This window comes from Actinomadura fibrosa (genome assembly GCF_900659615.1).
Classification (GTDB): Bacteria; Actinomycetota; Actinomycetes; order Streptosporangiales; family Streptosporangiaceae; genus Spirillospora; species Spirillospora fibrosa.
The window spans coordinates 25,293-42,048 of record NZ_CAACUY010000025.1 but is presented as its reverse complement, the minus strand read 5'-3'; the positions used below and the strand labels follow the sequence as shown (position 1 = coordinate 42,048).

General features: G+C 73.4%; 14 protein-coding genes. 8 read left to right on the top strand and 6 right to left on the bottom strand.

Annotated elements, in window-relative coordinates; genetic code table 11:
• Positions 1-15 precede the first annotated feature (15 nt).
• The 5 genes from E1300_RS12315 to E1300_RS12295 are packed head-to-tail and all read left to right on the top strand — an operon-like array spanning position 16 to position 6,110.
• Positions 16-1,494 (top strand): amidase, encoded by a 1,479-nt coding sequence (locus E1300_RS12315; protein ID WP_207399667.1) that lies wholly within the window; start codon positions 16-18, stop codon positions 1,492-1,494.
• Positions 1,491-3,035 (top strand): glutamine synthetase family protein, encoded by a 1,545-nt coding sequence (locus tag E1300_RS12310; protein ID WP_207399666.1) that lies wholly within the window; start codon positions 1,491-1,493, stop codon positions 3,033-3,035. The genes E1300_RS12315 and E1300_RS12310 overlap by 4 nt, the downstream gene beginning before the upstream one ends.
• Positions 3,036-3,053: 18 nt before the next feature.
• Complete coding sequence (locus tag E1300_RS12305; RefSeq protein WP_131757106.1) at positions 3,054-3,863, top strand: DUF3050 domain-containing protein; 810 nt, start codon at positions 3,054-3,056, stop codon at positions 3,861-3,863.
• Between the two features lie 7 nt (positions 3,864-3,870).
• Positions 3,871-4,209, top strand: coding sequence for a 4Fe-4S dicluster-binding protein (locus E1300_RS12300; protein ID WP_131757105.1), 339 nt, complete (start codon positions 3,871-3,873; stop codon positions 4,207-4,209).
• Entirely contained in the window at positions 4,206-6,110 is a 1,905-nt protein-coding gene (locus tag E1300_RS12295) for a hypothetical protein (protein WP_131757104.1), read from the top strand. Before E1300_RS12300 ends, E1300_RS12295 begins: the two co-directional genes overlap by 4 nt.
• A gap of 56 nt (positions 6,111-6,166) precedes the next feature.
• On the opposite strand, the gene E1300_RS12290 is transcribed toward E1300_RS12295, so the two are convergent.
• From E1300_RS12290 to E1300_RS12275, 4 genes are all read right to left on the bottom strand, one after another.
• On the bottom strand, positions 6,167-6,904 hold the full coding sequence (locus E1300_RS12290) for an antibiotic biosynthesis monooxygenase family protein (protein ID WP_131757103.1): 738 nt from the start codon (positions 6,902-6,904) through the stop codon (positions 6,167-6,169).
• A 30-nt stretch (positions 6,905-6,934) separates the two neighbouring features.
• Positions 6,935-8,533, bottom strand: coding sequence for an FAD-dependent monooxygenase (locus E1300_RS12285; protein WP_131757102.1), 1,599 nt, complete (start codon positions 8,531-8,533; stop codon positions 6,935-6,937).
• Positions 8,534-8,540: 7 nt separating this feature from the next.
• Positions 8,541-11,021, bottom strand: coding sequence for an FAD-dependent monooxygenase (locus tag E1300_RS52380; RefSeq protein ID WP_131757101.1), 2,481 nt, complete (start codon positions 11,019-11,021; stop codon positions 8,541-8,543).
• 65 nt (positions 11,022-11,086) lie between these two features.
• Complete coding sequence (locus E1300_RS12275) at positions 11,087-12,115, bottom strand: methyltransferase (protein ID WP_131757100.1); 1,029 nt, start codon at positions 12,113-12,115, stop codon at positions 11,087-11,089.
• A 208-nt stretch (positions 12,116-12,323) separates the two neighbouring features.
• Between E1300_RS12275 and E1300_RS12270 the strand changes: the two genes are divergently transcribed.
• Together E1300_RS12270 and E1300_RS12265 are read left to right on the top strand one after the other, a co-directional pair.
• Complete coding sequence (locus E1300_RS12270; protein WP_131757099.1) at positions 12,324-13,109, top strand: SDR family NAD(P)-dependent oxidoreductase; 786 nt, start codon at positions 12,324-12,326, stop codon at positions 13,107-13,109.
• A gap of 42 nt (positions 13,110-13,151) precedes the next feature.
• Positions 13,152-13,481, top strand: a complete 330-nt coding sequence (locus tag E1300_RS12265; RefSeq protein ID WP_131757098.1) for a TcmI family type II polyketide cyclase — start codon at positions 13,152-13,154, stop codon at positions 13,479-13,481.
• A 47-nt stretch (positions 13,482-13,528) separates the two neighbouring features.
• Here the strand turns inward: E1300_RS12265 and E1300_RS12260 are convergent, their stop codons facing one another.
• Positions 13,529-14,305 carry an alpha/beta fold hydrolase gene (locus tag E1300_RS12260; protein ID WP_131757097.1) on the bottom strand — a complete coding sequence of 259 codons (777 nt, stop codon included), beginning with the start codon at positions 14,303-14,305 and terminating at the stop codon, positions 13,529-13,531.
• A 142-nt stretch (positions 14,306-14,447) separates the two neighbouring features.
• Here E1300_RS12260 and E1300_RS12255 point away from each other — a divergent pair, with 142 nt between their 5' ends.
• Positions 14,448-14,858, top strand: a complete 411-nt coding sequence (locus E1300_RS12255; protein ID WP_131757096.1) for a VOC family protein — start codon at positions 14,448-14,450, stop codon at positions 14,856-14,858.
• Between the two features lie 29 nt (positions 14,859-14,887).
• On the opposite strand, the gene E1300_RS12250 is transcribed toward E1300_RS12255, so the two are convergent.
• A complete protein-coding gene (locus E1300_RS12250) occupies positions 14,888-16,729 on the bottom strand; it encodes an FAD-dependent monooxygenase (RefSeq protein WP_131757095.1) in 1,842 nt (613 codons plus the stop codon).
• Positions 16,730-16,756: the final 27 nt, after the last annotated feature.

Below are 16,756 nucleotides of genomic sequence, written 5' to 3'. Positions count from 1 at the left end.
CCTGTAGTGGGTCGCGTGTCAGTTCCCACGAGCACGAGAAATGGGCAGCGGATCTGCCGAGGCATTCCCGAGACACGGCAGTTGTTCCGGGACGGCCGCAGCACGGTCGCCGAGCATGTGCGGGCCGTGCTCGACGCCATCCGCGCAACGGACGCGCGGCTCGGCGCGTTCGTCGCCGTCGCGGACGCCGGCGCGCTGCGGGAGGCCGAGGCCGCCGACCGGCTGATCGCCGCCCTCGGCGACGCCGCCTTCCGCGACCGGCCGCTGCTCGGCGTCACGGTGGCGGTGAAGGACCTCGTCCAGACGCGGGACCTGCCCACCCGGCGGGGTTCGCTGCTGCCGAACCGCCGCGCCGCCGAGGACGCGCCCGCCGTGGCCCGGCTCCGCGCGGCGGGGGCCATCGTGGTGGGGAAGACGGCCACGTCGGAGCACGGCTGGAGCGCGAGCACGGTGAGCCGGGTCGCCGGCCCCACTCGCAATCCCTGGGCGCCCGGCAGGTCCGCCGGGGGATCGAGCGGCGGGTCCGCCGCCGCCGTGGCGGCGGGGCTGTGCACCGCGGCGATCGGCACCGACGGCGCCGGGTCGATCCGCATCCCCGCCTCGTTCTGCGGCGTCGTCGGCTTCAAGCCGTCCTTCGGCCGGATCCCCTACGTGCCGCCCTGCGCCGACCGGCTCGCGCACGCCGGGCCGCTCGCGCGGTCCGTGGCCGACGCCGCCGAGCTCATGGCGGTGCTGGCCGGTCCCGATACCCGCGACCCGGACTCGGCGGCCCGTCCGCCCGTCCCCGCGTGGACGGCCGGCCCTGCCGCGGCGGCGGGCCCCGCCGCGGCGGCGGGCCCGCTGCGGATCGGCTGGATCGAGTTCCCGCGGACGTCCGGCGAGGTCCGCCGCGTCACCGAGGACGTGCTGCCGGTCCTGGCCGGGCTGGGGCACCGCGTCGACCGCATCGACGTCCCGTTCCCCGACCCGTACGCGGCGCTGGTGGACGTCCTCGCCGCCGCCGAGGCGAGCGGCACGGCGCCGGAGGACGAGCCGTGGTGCGACGCGGGCCGCGCCGCGGTCGTGCGGTACGGGCGCACCCTGACCGGCACGGCGATCATGCGCGCCGAGGAGGCGCGGATGGCGCTGCGGGCGACGCTGGGCGCGGTGATGGACGACTACGACCTCCTGGCCATGGCGACCGTGCCCGTCGAGCCGTTCGCCGCCGGGGCGATCGCCCCGCCCTGGGCCGCCGACCCCGGCGACCTGCTGTGGCTCGCGTGGTCGCCCGCCACCTACCCGTTCAACATCACCGGGCAGCCGGCCCTGTCCCTGCCCGCCGGCATGACGTCCAGCGGGCTCCCGGTCGGGCTCCAGCTCGTGGGCCGCATCGGTGACGACGACCTGGTGCTCGCGACCGGCGGCGCCGTCGAAGCGGGCCTCGCCGAGGCCGGACCGACCGCCGGCCTCGCGCCGGTGCCGCCCGTCCTCGCAACGGAAGGGGAACGATCATGATCTCCCGGCCATGGTCCGTGCACGGCGGCGAGGGCGCCGTCGGACGCCCGTCGTTCGTCGCCGAGTTCGGGCTCTGGGACGACCGCCGCGCCGCCGCGGCGGAGCGGGTCGAGACGCAGCTCGGCGAGGTCGACCTCGTCCGCGTCGTGTTCTGCGACCCGCACGGGCTGGCCCGGTCGAAGACGGTGCCCGCGGGCGTCTTCCGCGCGGTCCTGCGCAACGGCATGGACTTCAGCGCCGGGCCGTTCCTCTTCGACACCGGCCACGCCGTCGCCGTCGACTTCCTCACCGACCCCGGCGTGGGCGTCGGCGAGCTGCTCGGCGCGGGCGACTTCGTGCTCGTCCCGGACCCGCGGACGTTCCAGGTCCTGCCCGGCACCGAGCCGAGGACCGCGTGGGTCCTCGGCGACGAGTACCTGCGCGACGGCTCCCCGCATCCGCTGGCGTCCCGCGCCGTCCTGCGCCGCGTCCTCGGCCGGTACGCCGAGCACGACCTTGCCCCGGTGATCGGGCTGGAGGTGGAGTGGTACCTCACCCGGCTGACCGGCGGGACGCCGGGCAACGCGGGCAACGGCTTCGGCCTCCAGGGACCCGCCCCGGCCGTCGAGGCGATGAACTCCGGCTACCAGTTCAACCTCGACGGCCACTACGACTCGGTGGCCGAGGCCGCGGACCCGCTGACCGTGCTGCTCGCTGAGCTCGGCCTGCCGCTGCGCTCGATGGAGCACGAGTCCGGCCCCGGGCAGATGGAGACCACCTTCGCCCCGATGCTGGCCCTGGACGCGGCGGACGCGATGCTGCTGTTCCGCACCCAGGTCAAGCGCTTCTGCCGGCGCCGCGGGCTGCACGCGTCCTTCATGACGTTGCCCCGCCTGGACAGCTTCGACTCCAGCGGGTGGCACCTGCACCAGTCCGTCCTGAGCACGAAGACGAACCGCAACGTGTTCGCGGCGACGACCGACGCACCGAACGCGGTACCCGACGCCGTGCCTGACTCCGTGCCGAGCGCGGCTCCCGATGCGATGTCGCCCGAAGGCGAGGCCTATGTCGCGGGCCTCCTGGCGCACGCGCGCGAGTTGTGCCTGCTCAGCGTCCCGACCGTGAACGGCTACCGGCGCCTCGGACCGGAGTTCACGCTGTCCCCGACCACCGCCGACTGGCGGTTCGAGGACCGCACCGCGATGGTCCGGGTGCTCAGCGGCGGCGAGTCCACGCACGTCGAGAACCGGATCGGGGAGCCGTGCGCGAACCCGTACCTGACCATCGCGTCCCAGCTGCACGCGGGCCTGGAGGGGCTGACCGCCGGAGCGCCGGCGACCCGGGACGCGTACCCGCCGCTGCCGAAGTCGCTGAGCGAGGCATTGGACGCGTTCCGTGCCGGCGGCAGCGCGGAAAGGCTGCTCGGAGCGCCGCTGAAGACCTGCCTGGAAAAGCTGAAGGAAAGCGAGACGGCGCGGTTCGACGCATGGTGCGCGGCCGAGCGTCCGGCCGCCGGTGAAGTGACCGAATGGGAGCACCGCGAGTACTTCGGTGTCTTCTGATAGCGAGAGAGGACGTCCATGTCACGGTACGACTGGGGCGGCACGAACCCCGCCGTCGAAAGGCTCAAGGAATCCATCGAACCGGCCCGCCAGAAGGTGGTCGGGCACCCGCTCTACGACCAGTTGAGTACCGTGGACGCGGTCGTGGCGTTCACCGAGCACCACGTGTTCGCCGTGTGGGACTTCATGTCCCTGCTGAAGACCTTGCAGCGCCGCCTGACCTGCGTCGAGGTCCCCTGGGTGCCGTCCGGGCCCACCGGCGGCCGCAGGCTGATCAACGACATCGTCCTCGTCGAGGAGAGCGACGAGCTCGGCAGCGGCTTCACCAGCCATTTCGAGCTGTACCTGGACGGCATGCGGCAGATGGGCGCCGACACGTCCGCCATCGACGCCTTCATCGGGCTGCTGCGCGCGGGCCGGCCGGTCCTCCCGGCGCTCGCCGAGGCGGGCGCACCGGAACCGGTCGTCGACTTCGTCACCACGACCTGGGGTTTCATCGAGGACGCCCCGGTCCACTGCCAGGCCGCCGCGTTCGCGTTCGGCCGCGAGGACCTGATCCCGGACATGTTCGACCAGGTCGCCGCGTTGAACGCCGGATCCGGTGCGCTGACGACCTTCGTCGACTACCTCCGGCGGCACATCCAGGTGGACAGCGAGGAGCACACGCCGATGGCGATGCAGATGCTCGTCGAGCTGTGCGGCGAGGACGACGCCAAGTGGGCGGAGTGCCGGCGGACCGTCGAGGTCGCGCTCACCGCGCGGATGAGCCTGTGGGACGGCATCCTCGGCACGGTCCTCGAACGCGGCGCCGCCGGGAAGCCGAGGTGAGGGCGGGATGCCGTGGGCGAAGGACACCCTCGCCGCCGCGGGCGCCGGGCGCGGCGAGCGGATCGCGCGGCGCTCCCGCGACGAGGCCTGGAGGAAGCCGCCGCGCCGCATCGAGACGTCGGAGTGCATCACCTGCGACCTGTGCCTGCGCAACTGCCCGCCCGAGTTCGGGGCGATCTTCGATCGCGGGCTCGACGTCGTGATCGTCCCCGAGCTGTGCTCCGGGTGCCCGGTGTGCGTGATGGTCTGCCCCGTCGACTGCATCTACGTGGACGAGGAGTGGACGCCCACCGGCCCCCGGCTCTGGGACCACATCGAACTGACGGCCGAAGGGGCTCCGCGATGACTCTTCCGACCACGCCCGGCGGCGGGGTGTCCCGCAGGGCCGCGCTGGCGAAGGCGCGGCAGAGCCGCCGGCCGAGCAGGCTGGGGCGGCGCGCGGGAGCGGCGGCGAAGCCGGACTACCCGATGGAGGCGGACGCCGGGTTCCCCGGCCTGCTGAAACGGGTCTGGCAGCAGGCCGCCGCCGCGCCGGACCTCCCGTCGGCCGTGGACACGCTGCTCACGCTCGGCGGGCACGTCCCGGCGGACGTCCAGCTCCGGGCCCTGCCCGCACCGGACGAGTGCGCGCTGAAGGTCCTGTTCGGCCGGTCATGGCGGACGTCCGATCCTCCGGAGGAAGCAGTCCCTCGGGAAGCCGTTCCTCGGCAGGACGCGGCCGGGACGGCGTTCCTCGGCGAGATCGGGCTGAACACGAGCGGCCGGGTCGTCGTGCGCGTCCCGTCCAAGCCCCCGCTCGCCGGTGCGGAGGACCTCGTGGACGGCGTGCTGCGCGTGCGGTGGTCCGGCCGCGACCTGGCGGCCTACCGGGCCGAGCTCGCCGGTGCCGCCGGACGGTTGCGCGAGTCCGTCGCCGACTGCCGCGCGTGGCTGGCGGCGGCCGGCGAGGACGGCCGCCGGGACATGCTGGAGAACCTCAAGGAGGCGGCCCTCCGGACGGCGCCGTTCGTGCTGTACTCCGGCGACCGGCAGTACACCAACTTCCGCGACCGGAACACACTGACGGGCAAGACGCTGTGGCCGGGGCATCCGGACTGCGCGCTGAGCAGCCTTTCGGCGGTGCCGCTCGACCTGTGGTCGGACGGCGACGTCCTGATGGTCACCTGCCTGACGCTGCTGGTGCGGTCCGCCGGGTTCGCCCGGATCGAGGAGGCCAACGGGACGCAGCTCACCCTCGACCACGTGGCCTGCCTCCTCGAACGGACGCGCCTCGCGTACAACGGCGTCGCGGGCGGGCGGCCGGTGCCGCCCGCCGCGTCGTCCCGGGTCGCGGCGCTCGCCGGCCTCGCGGACGCGATCGCGCGGCGGCGCCGGGAGATCGCCGGGGACGTCCGGCTCTACCGCGAGATCCACGGCCCGCTGATGCACAAGATCGAGCGCGTCGCGGGCGCGCCCGCGGACGGCGCGCGGCGGCTGGAGGCGGGGGTCTGCGCGCGGCTGCGCGACCGGCTCCCGCTCTCCGGCGGCACGCTCGCGGAGCTGGGCGCCTCCGCCGAGGCGTCGCCCGGCTGGCTGGCCGAGCCGCACGGCGGGTTCGGGACGGGCCTCGAATCCCTCGTGTACGAGACCGTGCGCGCGGCGGCGGACGCGTTCGACGCCGACTTCGCGATGAGCCGCGGGATGCGGTCGCTGACCGCGCTGGTCGAGGCGATGCGCGGTCAGCGGTGGGCCGAGATCGCCGCCTGGGACCTGCCGCACTTCTTCTGCTGCGTCGTGCCCGCGCCGCGGGCCCGCCGGTACTTCGGGGAGTCGAGCGCGCACCTGGCCGACACCGCCTGGTCCATCTCCGCGCGGATGCAGTACAACTCGTGGCACTTCCTCGTCGGGAACCTGCCGAAGGTCCCCGAGATCGCGGCGCGCGACTACTTCGTCCCGCCCACGATCCCGGACGTCGCGTACCACTCCGACCAGCACCACCACGGCCACGTCGCCGCGAAAGTGCGCTTCAGCATCCGCAGTCCGCAGGCGGTGACGGTGCTCGGCCGGGCGCTGAACGGCTTCGTCGACCTGCGGCTGCTGCGCTGCGAAGGGCGGCCGTTCGGCGAGCAGGACCTGCTGGCCGCGCATCAGGTCTCGGGGTTCGTCGCGAAGGCCACGGGCGCCGCCGCCGCGCTGGTCGCCGGCGGCGCGGACATCACGGTCACGGCGTTCGACTCCCAGTGGCACTGGGACACCATCGCCCAGTAAGGCAGAACACGCGGCCCTCGGCTCGTCCGCCGAGGGCCGCGCTCATGCACGGGGAGTCAGGCCACCGCGGGCTCCGACGCGGACCGGCTGTGGACGACCCGGTAGGTGTTCCAGTCGAGCTCGGTCGTCAGCGCCTTGCGCCGGTTCAGGCTCTTGCGCCGTGCGGCGGGCTGCTCGTCTTCGGCCGTCCCGCGGAACGCGTTGTACGACGCTTCGCCGTCCCACTGCGAGTAGACCACGACGAAGTCGTTGTCCCTGCCGACGGCCGTGAGGCCGCCGTCCCCGGGACCGCGGGACCGGATGCCCCGCAGCACGCTCTGCGACCGGTAGCCCGGCACGTCCAACAGCCAGTCGTGGGACGCCGCGAGCACGGCGATCAGGTCGCTCTGGTCGGCGGGCTCCACCCCGAGGACCTCAAGGACCGTGTAGTCGTCGCGGTCCGGTGAGATCTCGGTGGCGTCGCCCTGGGACGGGTGGCGCCGGCTCGACTCGACCTCGGTCTGCATCAGCCGGATGAACGTCGTGATCTCCTGGAAGACCGGCACCGTGCGGTGCTTGAACTCGTCACCGGCGTACCGCGACTCCAGGTCCTGCTTCCCGCGCCACTGGATGAAGTTCGCGGTGCCCGGCCTCGCCTCGCCCCGGTGGACGGTGCTGGAGATCCAGCCGGGGAACGCCGCCGTGTCGACGATCGCCCGCATCTCGCTGACCAGCCGGTCCACGCGTTCCGTCGTGTCCGTCCTGAACAGGTTGATGACGGTCAGGTACCCGTCCTCGGGATTGATGAATGGCATGGTGTCCTCGCATCCTCGGGGTTGCGGTGGCTACGGCCGGGCGGCCGCCGCCGCGGCGGGGGCCGCGGCCCGGTGACTGTCGTGCGGCCGGCCGAACCAGCGGGCGAGGGCGTCCGGCAGGCCGTCAGGACCGGGCTCCGCGCTGGAGTCGTCGGCGCCGATCCACGCGATGTAGCCGTCCGGCCGGACCAGCACGGCCTCGACCCCGGCGAGCGCGCCCGCCGGACGCGAGGCCGTGGTGATCACGTCGATCCGGTCCGTCCACGGCGCGGCGTCCCGCGCGAGCCGGGCGGCGCGCTCCTCGCCTGCGCCGAGGCTGAGAAGGACACCGCGCCCGGCGTGCAGGAACCGGAAGGCACGAGCCGCACCGTCCGCCGAGCCGTTGGCCGGTCGCACGCCCGCGAGTTCGGTGTCGGGCAGCCGGCGGCCGAGCAGCGGATGGCCGCCCGGCCCGACGTCGTAGCGGATGTCCAGGCCGGTGACCATGCCGACCAGCAGCCGCTGGACCTCCTCGTATGCGAGGAGCTGCGACATGATCGCGCGCGACGGGTCCATCTCGTCGCCGCCGAGGTACAGCATGCGCTGGGCGAGCGTGTTCGCCAGGATGCGGGCCGCCACGGGGTGCCGCTCGGCGTGGTAGGTGTCCAGCAGGCCGGCCGGCGCGTACCCGTTGATGTCGGCGCCGAGCTTCCATCCGAGGTTCATGGCGTCGCCGATGCCGGCGCTCATCCCCTGGGCGCCGATCGGCAGGTGGATGTGCGCGGCGTCGCCGAGCAGGAACACCCGCCCGCGCCGGTAGTGCTCCGCCTGGCGGCTCGCGTCGGTCGTGAAGCTCGTCCACAGCGGCCGCGCGCCGCCGATGTCCTCGCCGGTCAGCCGCTTCCACGCGGCGGCGATCTCCGCGAACTCCGGGGCGCCGTCGCCCTGCCGCGCCATGCCGCGCTCGTAGACGATGACGCGGTTGACGTCCGGGCCGAGCGGCAGCACCATCACCATCCCGCCGGGGACGCGCTCGCCGGTGAAGCGGGGCCGCAGCGGGCACCCGGTCACGTCGGCGAACCACAGCTCGATGGCCGGATCGGTGCCGGGGAAGCCGATCCCGGCGAGCTTGCGGACGGTGCTGCGGGCGCCGTCGCAGCCCGCCACGTAGCGGGCGCGCAGGCGTTCGCGGCCGTGCGGGGTCGCGACGTCCACCTCGACGCCGCCGTCGCCGTCGGTGAGGCCGGTGACCTCGTGGTCCCGGCGGATCTCGGCGCCGAGCCCGGCGGCCCATCCGGCCAGCACCTCCTCGGTGCGCGACTGGGGGATCCCGCGGGCCCCGTAGGAGCCGCCTTCGACGACCCGGTAGTCGATGGGCAGCCCGCCGAAGTGGCCGACGGGGATGGTCTGCACGTCGCCGAAGCGGGGCAGCAGGCCCCGCTGGTCGAACTCCTCGATGGTCCGGGCCGAGAAGCCGAGGGCGCGGGACTGCCTCATCGGCTCGGCGAGCCGGTCCAGGACGAGGGTCCGGACCCCGGCGAGGCGGAGTTCCCCGGCGAGCATGAGCCCGGTGGGGCCGGCGCCCACGACGATGACGTCGGCGTCGAGACTCCGGGCAACGTCCAGGTGCCCGGTGCTGGAGCCTTGCATGTGCTTCCTACCTCTCGGCGTGGGCCTCGGCGGGCCTCGCGGCGCGCTTCGCGGCGAGCCCTTCGGCGAGTCCTTCGGCGTGGGCCTTGGCGAGGCGCAGGGTGGCCAGGCTGTTGCCGCTCAGTGCGTTCCGGACGAACTCCTGCGCGGCCCGCATGTCCGCGCCGTCGCCGAGCACCTCGGTGATCCGCTCGGCGTTGATCCGGACCGTGTGCCGCGACGTCACCGTCACCCCGCCGCCGTCGGCCGGTTCGATGAGCCACCGCCCGGTGTGCAGCGTGAGCAGCGCGGGCAGGACGATCTGCTTGTAGACGATGCTCGTGTGGGGACGGCACACGCGCACGGACCGCGTGGTGTGCACCGACCCGTCCTTCGTCCTGGTGTCCATCTCCAGGATCTGGAGGCCGGGCGTCTCCTCCTCCAGCGACACCCTGGCCACGTGCGGGAGCCGCTCCGACCAGAGCTGCGCCTCGTTGAGGAAGCCGTAGACGTCCTCGGCGCGGCCGTGGACCGTCACCGTGTCGTCGAACGTGACGAGCCGGTCCGGTCCGTCCTGCTCCGCGCTCGCCTTGAGCGCCCGCAGCTCGGACATGCTGTTGCGGTCGACCGCCTCGCTGATCCAGTCGAGGTCGGCGGGGTCGCCGGTCGCCGCGAAGAAGTCATGGAGGAGGCGCGCCCGGCACGCGGACGCGGAGACGGGCTCCACGACCCATTCGCCGCCCATCCCGCCGACCGGGTGCTGGGACCGCTGCTGGCGGAACGTGACGCTCATGCGCTCCGGGTCGTGCTCGCGCCTGGACGTCCACGTCTTCGCGGTGCCGTTCGCGGTGGCCCAGAGGCGGATCAGCTCGGAGTTCCCGTCCCGTTCGACGCACTCGGCGTCCACCGTCGGGGGGAAGACCTCCGGCCACCGGCCGACATCCGCGATCAGCGCGTACACCTGCTCGGCGGGGGCGTCGACGTCGATCGCGTGCTCCGTCCGGCGTACGGGGCTCGCCGGCACGGGCGCGCCGAACCAGCGGCGCAGGGCGTCTCCGAGGTCGCCGCCGTCCGGCGCGACCCAGGCGACGTACCCGTCGGGACGGAGCAGCACCGACTCCGTCGCGGCGCCGCAGGCCTCCGGCACGGACGGGAAGGACCGGACCCGGACGATGTCGACGCGGTCGGACCAGCCGGCGGCGGTCCGGGCCGCCGCACCGGAGGCGTCGGCGGTGATCAGGACGCCCCGCGCCGCGTGCAGCAGCCGCGCGACCTGGTCGCGGCCGCCGTCGGCGAGCTCCAGCGCGCGGTCGGGCATCCGCCCGCCGAGCAGCGGATGCCCGTCCGGCACCCCCATGTCGTAGCGGACGTCGAACCCGCTCACCATGCCGATGAGGTGCCGCGCCGCCGCCGGGATCGCGATGATCTCCGCCATGACCGTCCGCAGCGGCTCGACGGAGCTGTCGTTGAGGTTCAGCGTCCCCTGGGCGAGGGTGTTGAGCAGGACCCGCGCGCCCACCGGATGCCGCTCGGACTCGTAGGTGTCGAGCAGGCCCTCCGGGGCCCGGCCCGTGACCGTCGCGGCCAGCTTCCAGCCGAGGTTGAAGGCGTCCTGCGCGCCGACGCTCAGCCCCTGCCCGCCCGCCGGAAGGTGGATGTGCGCGGCGTCCCCGGCCAGCAGCACCCGGCCGCGGCGGTACTCGGTGGCCTGGCGGGTCGCGTCGGTGAAGCTGCTCACCCAGCGCGCCTCGCCGTGGTGGATCGAGTCGCCGGTCATCCGCTGCCAGGCGTCCGCGAGCTCCGTGAACCCCACCTGGCGGCCGGTGAAGGTCACCTGCTCGCCGGGGTCCGGCCGGTTCCCGTTCTCGCACACGATGATCCGGGTGTAGCCCTCCTCCAGCGGCGCCGCCATGACCATGCCGCGCGGCGACAGCTCGCCGATCCTCCGGGGCTTGATGTCGCAGCCCCTGACGTCCGCCAGGTACATCTCGCGGGTCGCGTCGGAGCCGGCGAACGTGAAGCCGGCGAGCCGCCGGACGGTGCTCCGCCCGCCGTCGCAGCCCACCAGGTAGCGGGCGGAGACCTGCTCGGTCCCGTCCGGGCCCCGCACGGTCGCGGTGACGCCGTCCCCGGTGTCGTCCAGGCCGGTGAGCTCGTAGCCGCGGCGCACGGACGCCCCGAGCTCCCGCGCCCGCGTCTCCAGCATCTCCTCGATCCTGTACTGGGGCGCGTTGCGCACGCCGAAATGCGCGCCCTCCAAAATCCCGTAGTCGATCGGGATGCCGCCGAAATGCCCGCGCGTGGTGGTCTCGGGATTCTCCAGGCGGTCCAGGAGACCGCGCTGGTGGAACATCTCGGTGGCGCGCGCCGTGAAGCCGATTCCGCGCGACTGCCAGCCCCGCTCGGTCATCCGTTCCAGGACGATCACCTCGGCGCCGCCGAGGCGGAGTTCGCCGGCGAGCGTCAATCCCGTGGGCCCGGCGCCGACAATGATGACGTCAGTATCCATTCCTATCCAATCCCCAGCCGTTTCCTGCCCTCGGCGCCTTCCGCCCATGAAGTGTTCTCGCCGCTCTAGACCGGGACCGCCTCGACGATGGAGACCGGGCAGGCGGTGGGGACCGCCCTCGTGACCTTCAGGCCCGCCTTGGCGAACAGCTCGGTGTACTCCGGCAGCGTGCGCTCCTTCGCGCCGAGGAGCAGGAGGAGCCACAGGTCGATGATGTTGCCGATGTGCCGCTCGTTGTTCCCTTCGAGCACGTACTCGATGAGGAGCAGCCTGCCGTCCGGGGCGATGGCGTCCCGGACGTTCTTCAGCACCGCGAGGCACTGCGGCTCGGGGAAGTCGTGCAGGACGTGCTTGAGCACGTAGGCGTCCGCGCCCGCCGGCAGCGGGTCGAAGCAGGTGCCGTTCTCGACCGTGGCGCGGTCCGCGACGCCGGCGCCCTCGAACACCGCCGGCGCGTCCGCGGTCGCGATCTCGGTGTCGAACAGCACGCCGCGCGCGTCCGGCGCCTGCGCGAGGATCCCCGCGAGCAGGCCGCCGCGCCCGCCGGTGACGTCCACGACCGTGCGGAACCGCGAGAAGTCGTAGGCCGCCAGCACCGGATCGGTCTCCGACGCCGAGATGCTCCCCATCCCCTGGAAGAACACGGCGGCGTACTCGGGATTGGCGCCGAGGAAGTCGTAGGCGCCCATGCCGCGCAGCTTCGGCAGGTTGGCCTCGCCGGTGCGGACCGAGGCGAGCAGATGCCCCCAGTCCTCCCAGAGCAGGGGATGCCCCATCAGGACGGCCATGCCGCGCATCGAGTCGGGCGCGTCCTCGCGCAGCGCGTCGCCCGTCGGCGTGAGCGCGAACCGGCCGTCCGGGCCGGCCTCGAACACCGAGAAGCCGGACAGCGTGCGCAGCAGCCGGTACGTCGCGTCCGGGTCGGCGCCCACCCGCTTCGCGACCTCGTCCGCGGGCAGCGGCCCGTCCGCGAGGACGTCCGCGATGCCGAGCCTGGCCGCGACGGATATCGCCTGGGTGATCACCGAACCCTGGATCAGGTCCAGCAGCGAGTACGCGGCAGACTGGTCGCGCACCGCGGGCAATGCGGACATGTTCGCCTCCTGTGTCGGTAGCCTCTGGCGGCGAACCTAGAATGGCGTGCTTTCCACCCGCAACTTCACCCGGAACGTTCAACCGGAGAATCGGGACGGTTGAACTCGACCGGAATCCATCGGTGTTCGACCGGAATTAGTGGGGCCCCTGCCAGACTGCCACGACAAAGTGTCAAGAAGGAGAGAGTGCCGAGAAGGAGTTGGCGGAATGGCGGACAATGGACAGCGGGTCGCGCTCGTCACCGGCGGGACCAGCGGAATAGGCCTGGCGATCGCCGAGACCCTCGGTGCGCGGGGCCTCAAGGTCTTCATCTGCTCGCGGAACGCGGAGGCCGTCCAGGAGACGGCGGGCAAGCTGCGGTCGAACGGCCACGACGCCGACGGCGTCGCCGCGGACGTCCGGCGCCCGGAGGACGTCCGGCGCCTGGTCGCCGCCGCCGTGGAGCGCTACGGGCACCTCGACGTCCTCGTGAACAACGCCGGGCGCAGCGGCGGCGGCGTGACGGCCGACATCGCCGACGAGCTCTGGTACGACGTCATCGACACCAACCTGAACAGCGTCTTCCTCGTCACCCGCGAGGCGCTCCGATCGGGCGGGCTGCTCGACCGCGGCTGGGGGCGGATCATCAACATCGCCTCGACCGGCGGCAAGCAGGGCGTCGTGCTCGGCGCGCCCTACTCGGCGTCCAAGCACGGCGTCGTCGGCTTCACCAAGGCGCTCGGCCTCGAACTCGCGAAGACCGGCGTCACCGTCAACGCCGTCTGCCCCGGCTACGCCGAGACGCCGATGGCGCAGCGGGTGCGGCAGGGGTACGCCGCGCACTTCGGCACCACCGAGGAGGAGATCCTCGAACGCTTCCAGGCGAAGATCCCGCTCGGCCGCTACTCCACCCCCGAGGAGGTGGCCGGCCTCGTCGCCTACCTGGTCACCGACGCGGCCGCGCCGGTGACGGCCCAGGCGATCAACGTCTGCGGAGGGCTCGGGAACTACTGACGCGGTCACATTTCCTACGGCAGTGAAGGCGGTGGAGCAGTCATGTACAGCACCCTGATCGTCGCGCGGATGCGGCCGCACGACCAGGCGGAGGTCGCCCGGCTCTTCGGGGCGTTCGACGAGACGGACATGCCGCACCGGATGGGGACCAGGCGCCGCGAGCTGTTCAGCTACCAGGGCCTGTACTTCCATCTCCAGGACTTCGACGACGAGCACGGCGGCGACCGGGTCCTCGAAGCCCGGACCGACCCCCGGTTCATCCAGATCAGCGACGATCTGAAGGCGTTCATCGAGCCCTACGACCCGGCGACCTGGCGCTCGCCCGCCGACGCCATGGCCGCCCGGTTCTACCACTGGGAACCGAGCGGCTGACGCCCCGGGAGAGGCCACCACCTGCGCGCGAGCGGTCCGCCCGCCCGTCAGGTGGTGGCGAACTCGGCCAGGACCCGGCCGAGGACGTCCATCTCGATCCGGTGCCACGAACCGGGCAGCTCCATCCCGCGGCCTTCGGGCAGCGCCGCCGCGGTCGCCCGCGCCGCGTCCCGCAGCCAGTCGCTGGTGCCGTCGCTGTTGACGACCAACGCGGGGATCCGCAGCGCGGCCAGCCGCTCCACCGGGACCTCGAAGTCCCCGCAGATGGCCGTGTCGTACGGGAGCGTGTGCGCGTTCGCCTCGTTCGTCGCCCACAGCGGGGCCCGCCGCCAGCCCGCGATCGTGTCGGGGGAGAGCTCCATCAGCTCCGCGAGGAAGTACTCCGCCGCCTCGCCGCGCCGGTCGTCCGCCAGCATGGCCTTCAGGCGCTCCATGAAGTCGGCCGGGGGCTTGCGGTGCCCCGCGACCCGGTAGTACGGCTCGTGCAGCGCGAGCCTGGTGATCGGAGCGCCGGCCAGCGCCGCCTCCACCGCGAGGTTCGCGCCGATGGACCCGCCGAACACCGCGGCCTCGCCGCCCGCCTCCCCGATGACGGCCACGAGGTCCTCGATCTCCCGCTCGACCGCGTAGCCGGGGGAGTCGCCGCTCTCACCCCGCCCGCGCCGGTCGTAGACGTAGACCGTGCAGTGCGGCGCCAGCTCGGGCACCAGCTGGTCGAAGATCGTGTGATCGCGGAACGCCCCGTTGAGGAGCACGATCGGCGGCCCGTCGCCCGCCTTCTCGTAGGCGATCGTCGTGCCGTCCTGCGAAACGACCTTGCGCATCACGCTCTCCTCGATGCCGGAAGGGCTGTCGGTGCCACAATGTCCGCCACGCCGATGGACGCCCGGTCGAGAAATCTTCGGGGAGCGAACCGATCAGGAATCGAGAAGGACAGGTCGCCGGGCCGGGGTTAGCGTGAGCGGCATGGACATCACGATCCACTCCAGCTACCTCCCGTACGCCGATCCGGACGCCTCGCTGGCGTTCTACCGCGACGTCCTCGGCTTCGAGGTCCGCAACGACGCCGGGTACGGCGAGATGCGCTGGATCACGGTCGGTCCGCCCGGCCAGCCCGGCACGGCCATCCTGCTGGAGCCCCCGGCGGCCGACCCGGGCGTCACCGAGGACGAGCGCCGCACCATCGCCGAGATGATGGCCAAGGGCACCTACGCCGGCATCAACCTGGCCACCAAGGACCTCGACGGCGTCTTCGAGCGGCTGCGGGACGGCGACGCCGAGATCGTCCAGGAGCCGACGGACCAGCCGTACGGGGTGCGCGACTGCGCCGTCCGCGACCCCGCGGGCAACCTGATCCGCATCCAAGAGGAGCGCTGAGCCCGCGGGTTACCGGGCGCTGTCGGGAGCTATCGGGTGCTGTCGTCGTGGTGCAGGACGCGGGACAGCGCGTCCGCCAGCGTGCCCGCCGGGTTCTCGCCGCCGCCCGTGCTGCGCCAGGCCACGTGGTTGTCGGGGCGCACCAGGACGGCGCCGTCGTCGCTGATCTCCCGGACGGCCTCCCACGTGCCCTCGGCGTCGGCGAACTCGGCGCCGGCTCCGATGCGGGCCGTCCGGATCGGGATCGAGAGCTTCTCCGCCACCTGCGCGGCCGCCTCGCACCACGGCGTCCCGGCGGGGCCGGTGAGCAGCGCGAAGCCGGCGGCGGACCCGGTCAGGTCGTGCGTCGACAGGCGCCGGCCGCCGCGTTCGAGCCAGGCGTGCGGCAGCAGGTGCCCGGGACGGGTGGTGGGGCGGTACACGTCGCGCAGGGGCTCGCGGTGCGGCGGCGGGCTGCCGTCGGGGACGACCGCGCCCTCGTCGTAGGCGAAGCCGACCTCCACGTCGTGCGCCTGGTAGCCGCCGCGGGTGGTGGCGAACATCTCCGCGGCCCGCGCCCGGCCCGCCGCGCCGAGCGGGGACGGGTCGAAGTACGCGGCGAACATCCGCTCCCGGCGCTCCGCCGGGACGCCCGGGCCGAGCCCGATCGCGCCGAGGACCGCCTGGTTGTGGGCCGCCGCGGACACCGCCCAGTCGATGTTGTGCCGGCCGATCGGCCGCCGCTCCGCCTCGTAGGTGTCGAGCAGCCCGTCGGGCGCGCGGCCGGTGAGCACCGCGGCCAGCTTCCACGCGAGGTTGTGCGCGTCCTGGATCCCGGTGTTGAGGCCGAGGCCGACCGTGGGCGGCTGGCGGTGCGCGGCGTCGCCGGCGAACAGCACCCGCCCGTGCCGGTAGCGGTCGGCGAGCAGCCCCTGCACGGTCCAGCTCGTCATGCCGTGCAGGGTGAGGTCCAGGTCCGGCAGGCCGAGGACGTCGCGGATCCTGCGGACGACCGCCTCCTCGCCGGGCAGGGCCGCGCGCTCACCGGACCCGCCGGGCCCGCCGCGCTCGCCGGACTCGCCGGACTCGCCGGGCTTCGCGGCGTCGGCCGGAGGGAGGTGGAAGTGGATGACCCATTCCTCGCAGTGCTTCCCCCAGGTCGGTCCCATCTCGAAGATGTTGCAGAAGAGGCCGGGGTTGTAGGGGTTCAGGAAGTGGGTCATGTGCGCGCCCTCGCGCCACCACGGCGAGAGGTCCGCGGAGAAGTGCACGGTCGTGATCTGCCGCATCCCCGGCAGGCCCCGCATCCGGACGCCCAGCGCCGGCCCGACCGTGCGGCCGCCGTCCGCCGCGACGACGTACCGCGCCACGACCTCGGTCGTCTCGCCGGTCGCGGTGTCGCGGACCTCGGCGACGACGCGGTCGCCCTCGTCGGTGAGCGCGGCCAGCTCGCGGCCGAACAGGATCCGGCCGGGATTGTCCCGTTCGGCGCGGCGGCGCAGGATCGGTTCGAGCCGGTTCTGCGGCAGCCTGGACGGGAGGGCGGGGCTCGCCGCCGCGTACCGGTCGCGCAGCGGGCCGCCGCCGAAGCCGTCCATCTCGTAGATGACCCGGCCGTCCGGCGCGCCGTCGCCGGCGAGCGACGTCATCCACCGCACCTTCGCGAACCGCTCCACCGGCGCGGCCTGCTCGGCCACCGCCTCGTGCAGCCCGTGCTGGCGGAGGATCTCCATCGTGCGCTGGTTGTGGTAGTGCGCCTTCGGGATCGTGGACGTGCCCGCGTGCCGCTCCACCAGCAGGTGCTCGACGCCGTGGTCGGAGCAGAACACGGACGCGGACAGGCCGCACCCCCCGCCGCCCACGATCAGGACCGGCACCTCGATCGTCGCCATGCTCGTCCCTCCGGACCGCCGCTCCGG

Excerpts from the sequence above, each read along its gene's own strand:
- E1300_RS12310 (WP_207399666.1), top strand. The coding sequence starts at position 1,491 with ATGATCTCCCGGCCATGGTCCGTGCACGGCGGCGAGGGCGCCGTCGGA.
- E1300_RS12305 (WP_131757106.1), top strand. The coding sequence starts at position 3,054 with ATGTCACGGTACGACTGGGGCGGCACGAACCCCGCCGTCGAAAGGCTC.
- E1300_RS12300 (WP_131757105.1), top strand. The coding sequence starts at position 3,871 with ATGCCGTGGGCGAAGGACACCCTCGCCGCCGCGGGCGCCGGGCGCGGC.
- E1300_RS12295 (WP_131757104.1), top strand. The coding sequence starts at position 4,206 with ATGACTCTTCCGACCACGCCCGGCGGCGGGGTGTCCCGCAGGGCCGCG.
- E1300_RS12290 (WP_131757103.1), bottom strand. The coding sequence starts at position 6,904 with ATGCCATTCATCAATCCCGAGGACGGGTACCTGACCGTCATCAACCTG.
- E1300_RS12285 (WP_131757102.1), bottom strand. The coding sequence starts at position 8,533 with ATGCAAGGCTCCAGCACCGGGCACCTGGACGTTGCCCGGAGTCTCGAC.
- E1300_RS52380 (WP_131757101.1), bottom strand. The coding sequence starts at position 11,021 with ATGGATACTGACGTCATCATTGTCGGCGCCGGGCCCACGGGATTGACG.
- E1300_RS12275 (WP_131757100.1), bottom strand. The coding sequence starts at position 12,115 with ATGTCCGCATTGCCCGCGGTGCGCGACCAGTCTGCCGCGTACTCGCTG.
- E1300_RS12270 (WP_131757099.1), top strand. The coding sequence starts at position 12,324 with ATGGCGGACAATGGACAGCGGGTCGCGCTCGTCACCGGCGGGACCAGC.
- E1300_RS12265 (WP_131757098.1), top strand. The coding sequence starts at position 13,152 with ATGTACAGCACCCTGATCGTCGCGCGGATGCGGCCGCACGACCAGGCG.
- E1300_RS12260 (WP_131757097.1), bottom strand. The coding sequence starts at position 14,305 with ATGCGCAAGGTCGTTTCGCAGGACGGCACGACGATCGCCTACGAGAAG.
- E1300_RS12255 (WP_131757096.1), top strand. The coding sequence starts at position 14,448 with ATGGACATCACGATCCACTCCAGCTACCTCCCGTACGCCGATCCGGAC.
- E1300_RS12250 (WP_131757095.1), bottom strand. The coding sequence starts at position 16,729 with ATGGCGACGATCGAGGTGCCGGTCCTGATCGTGGGCGGCGGGGGGTGC.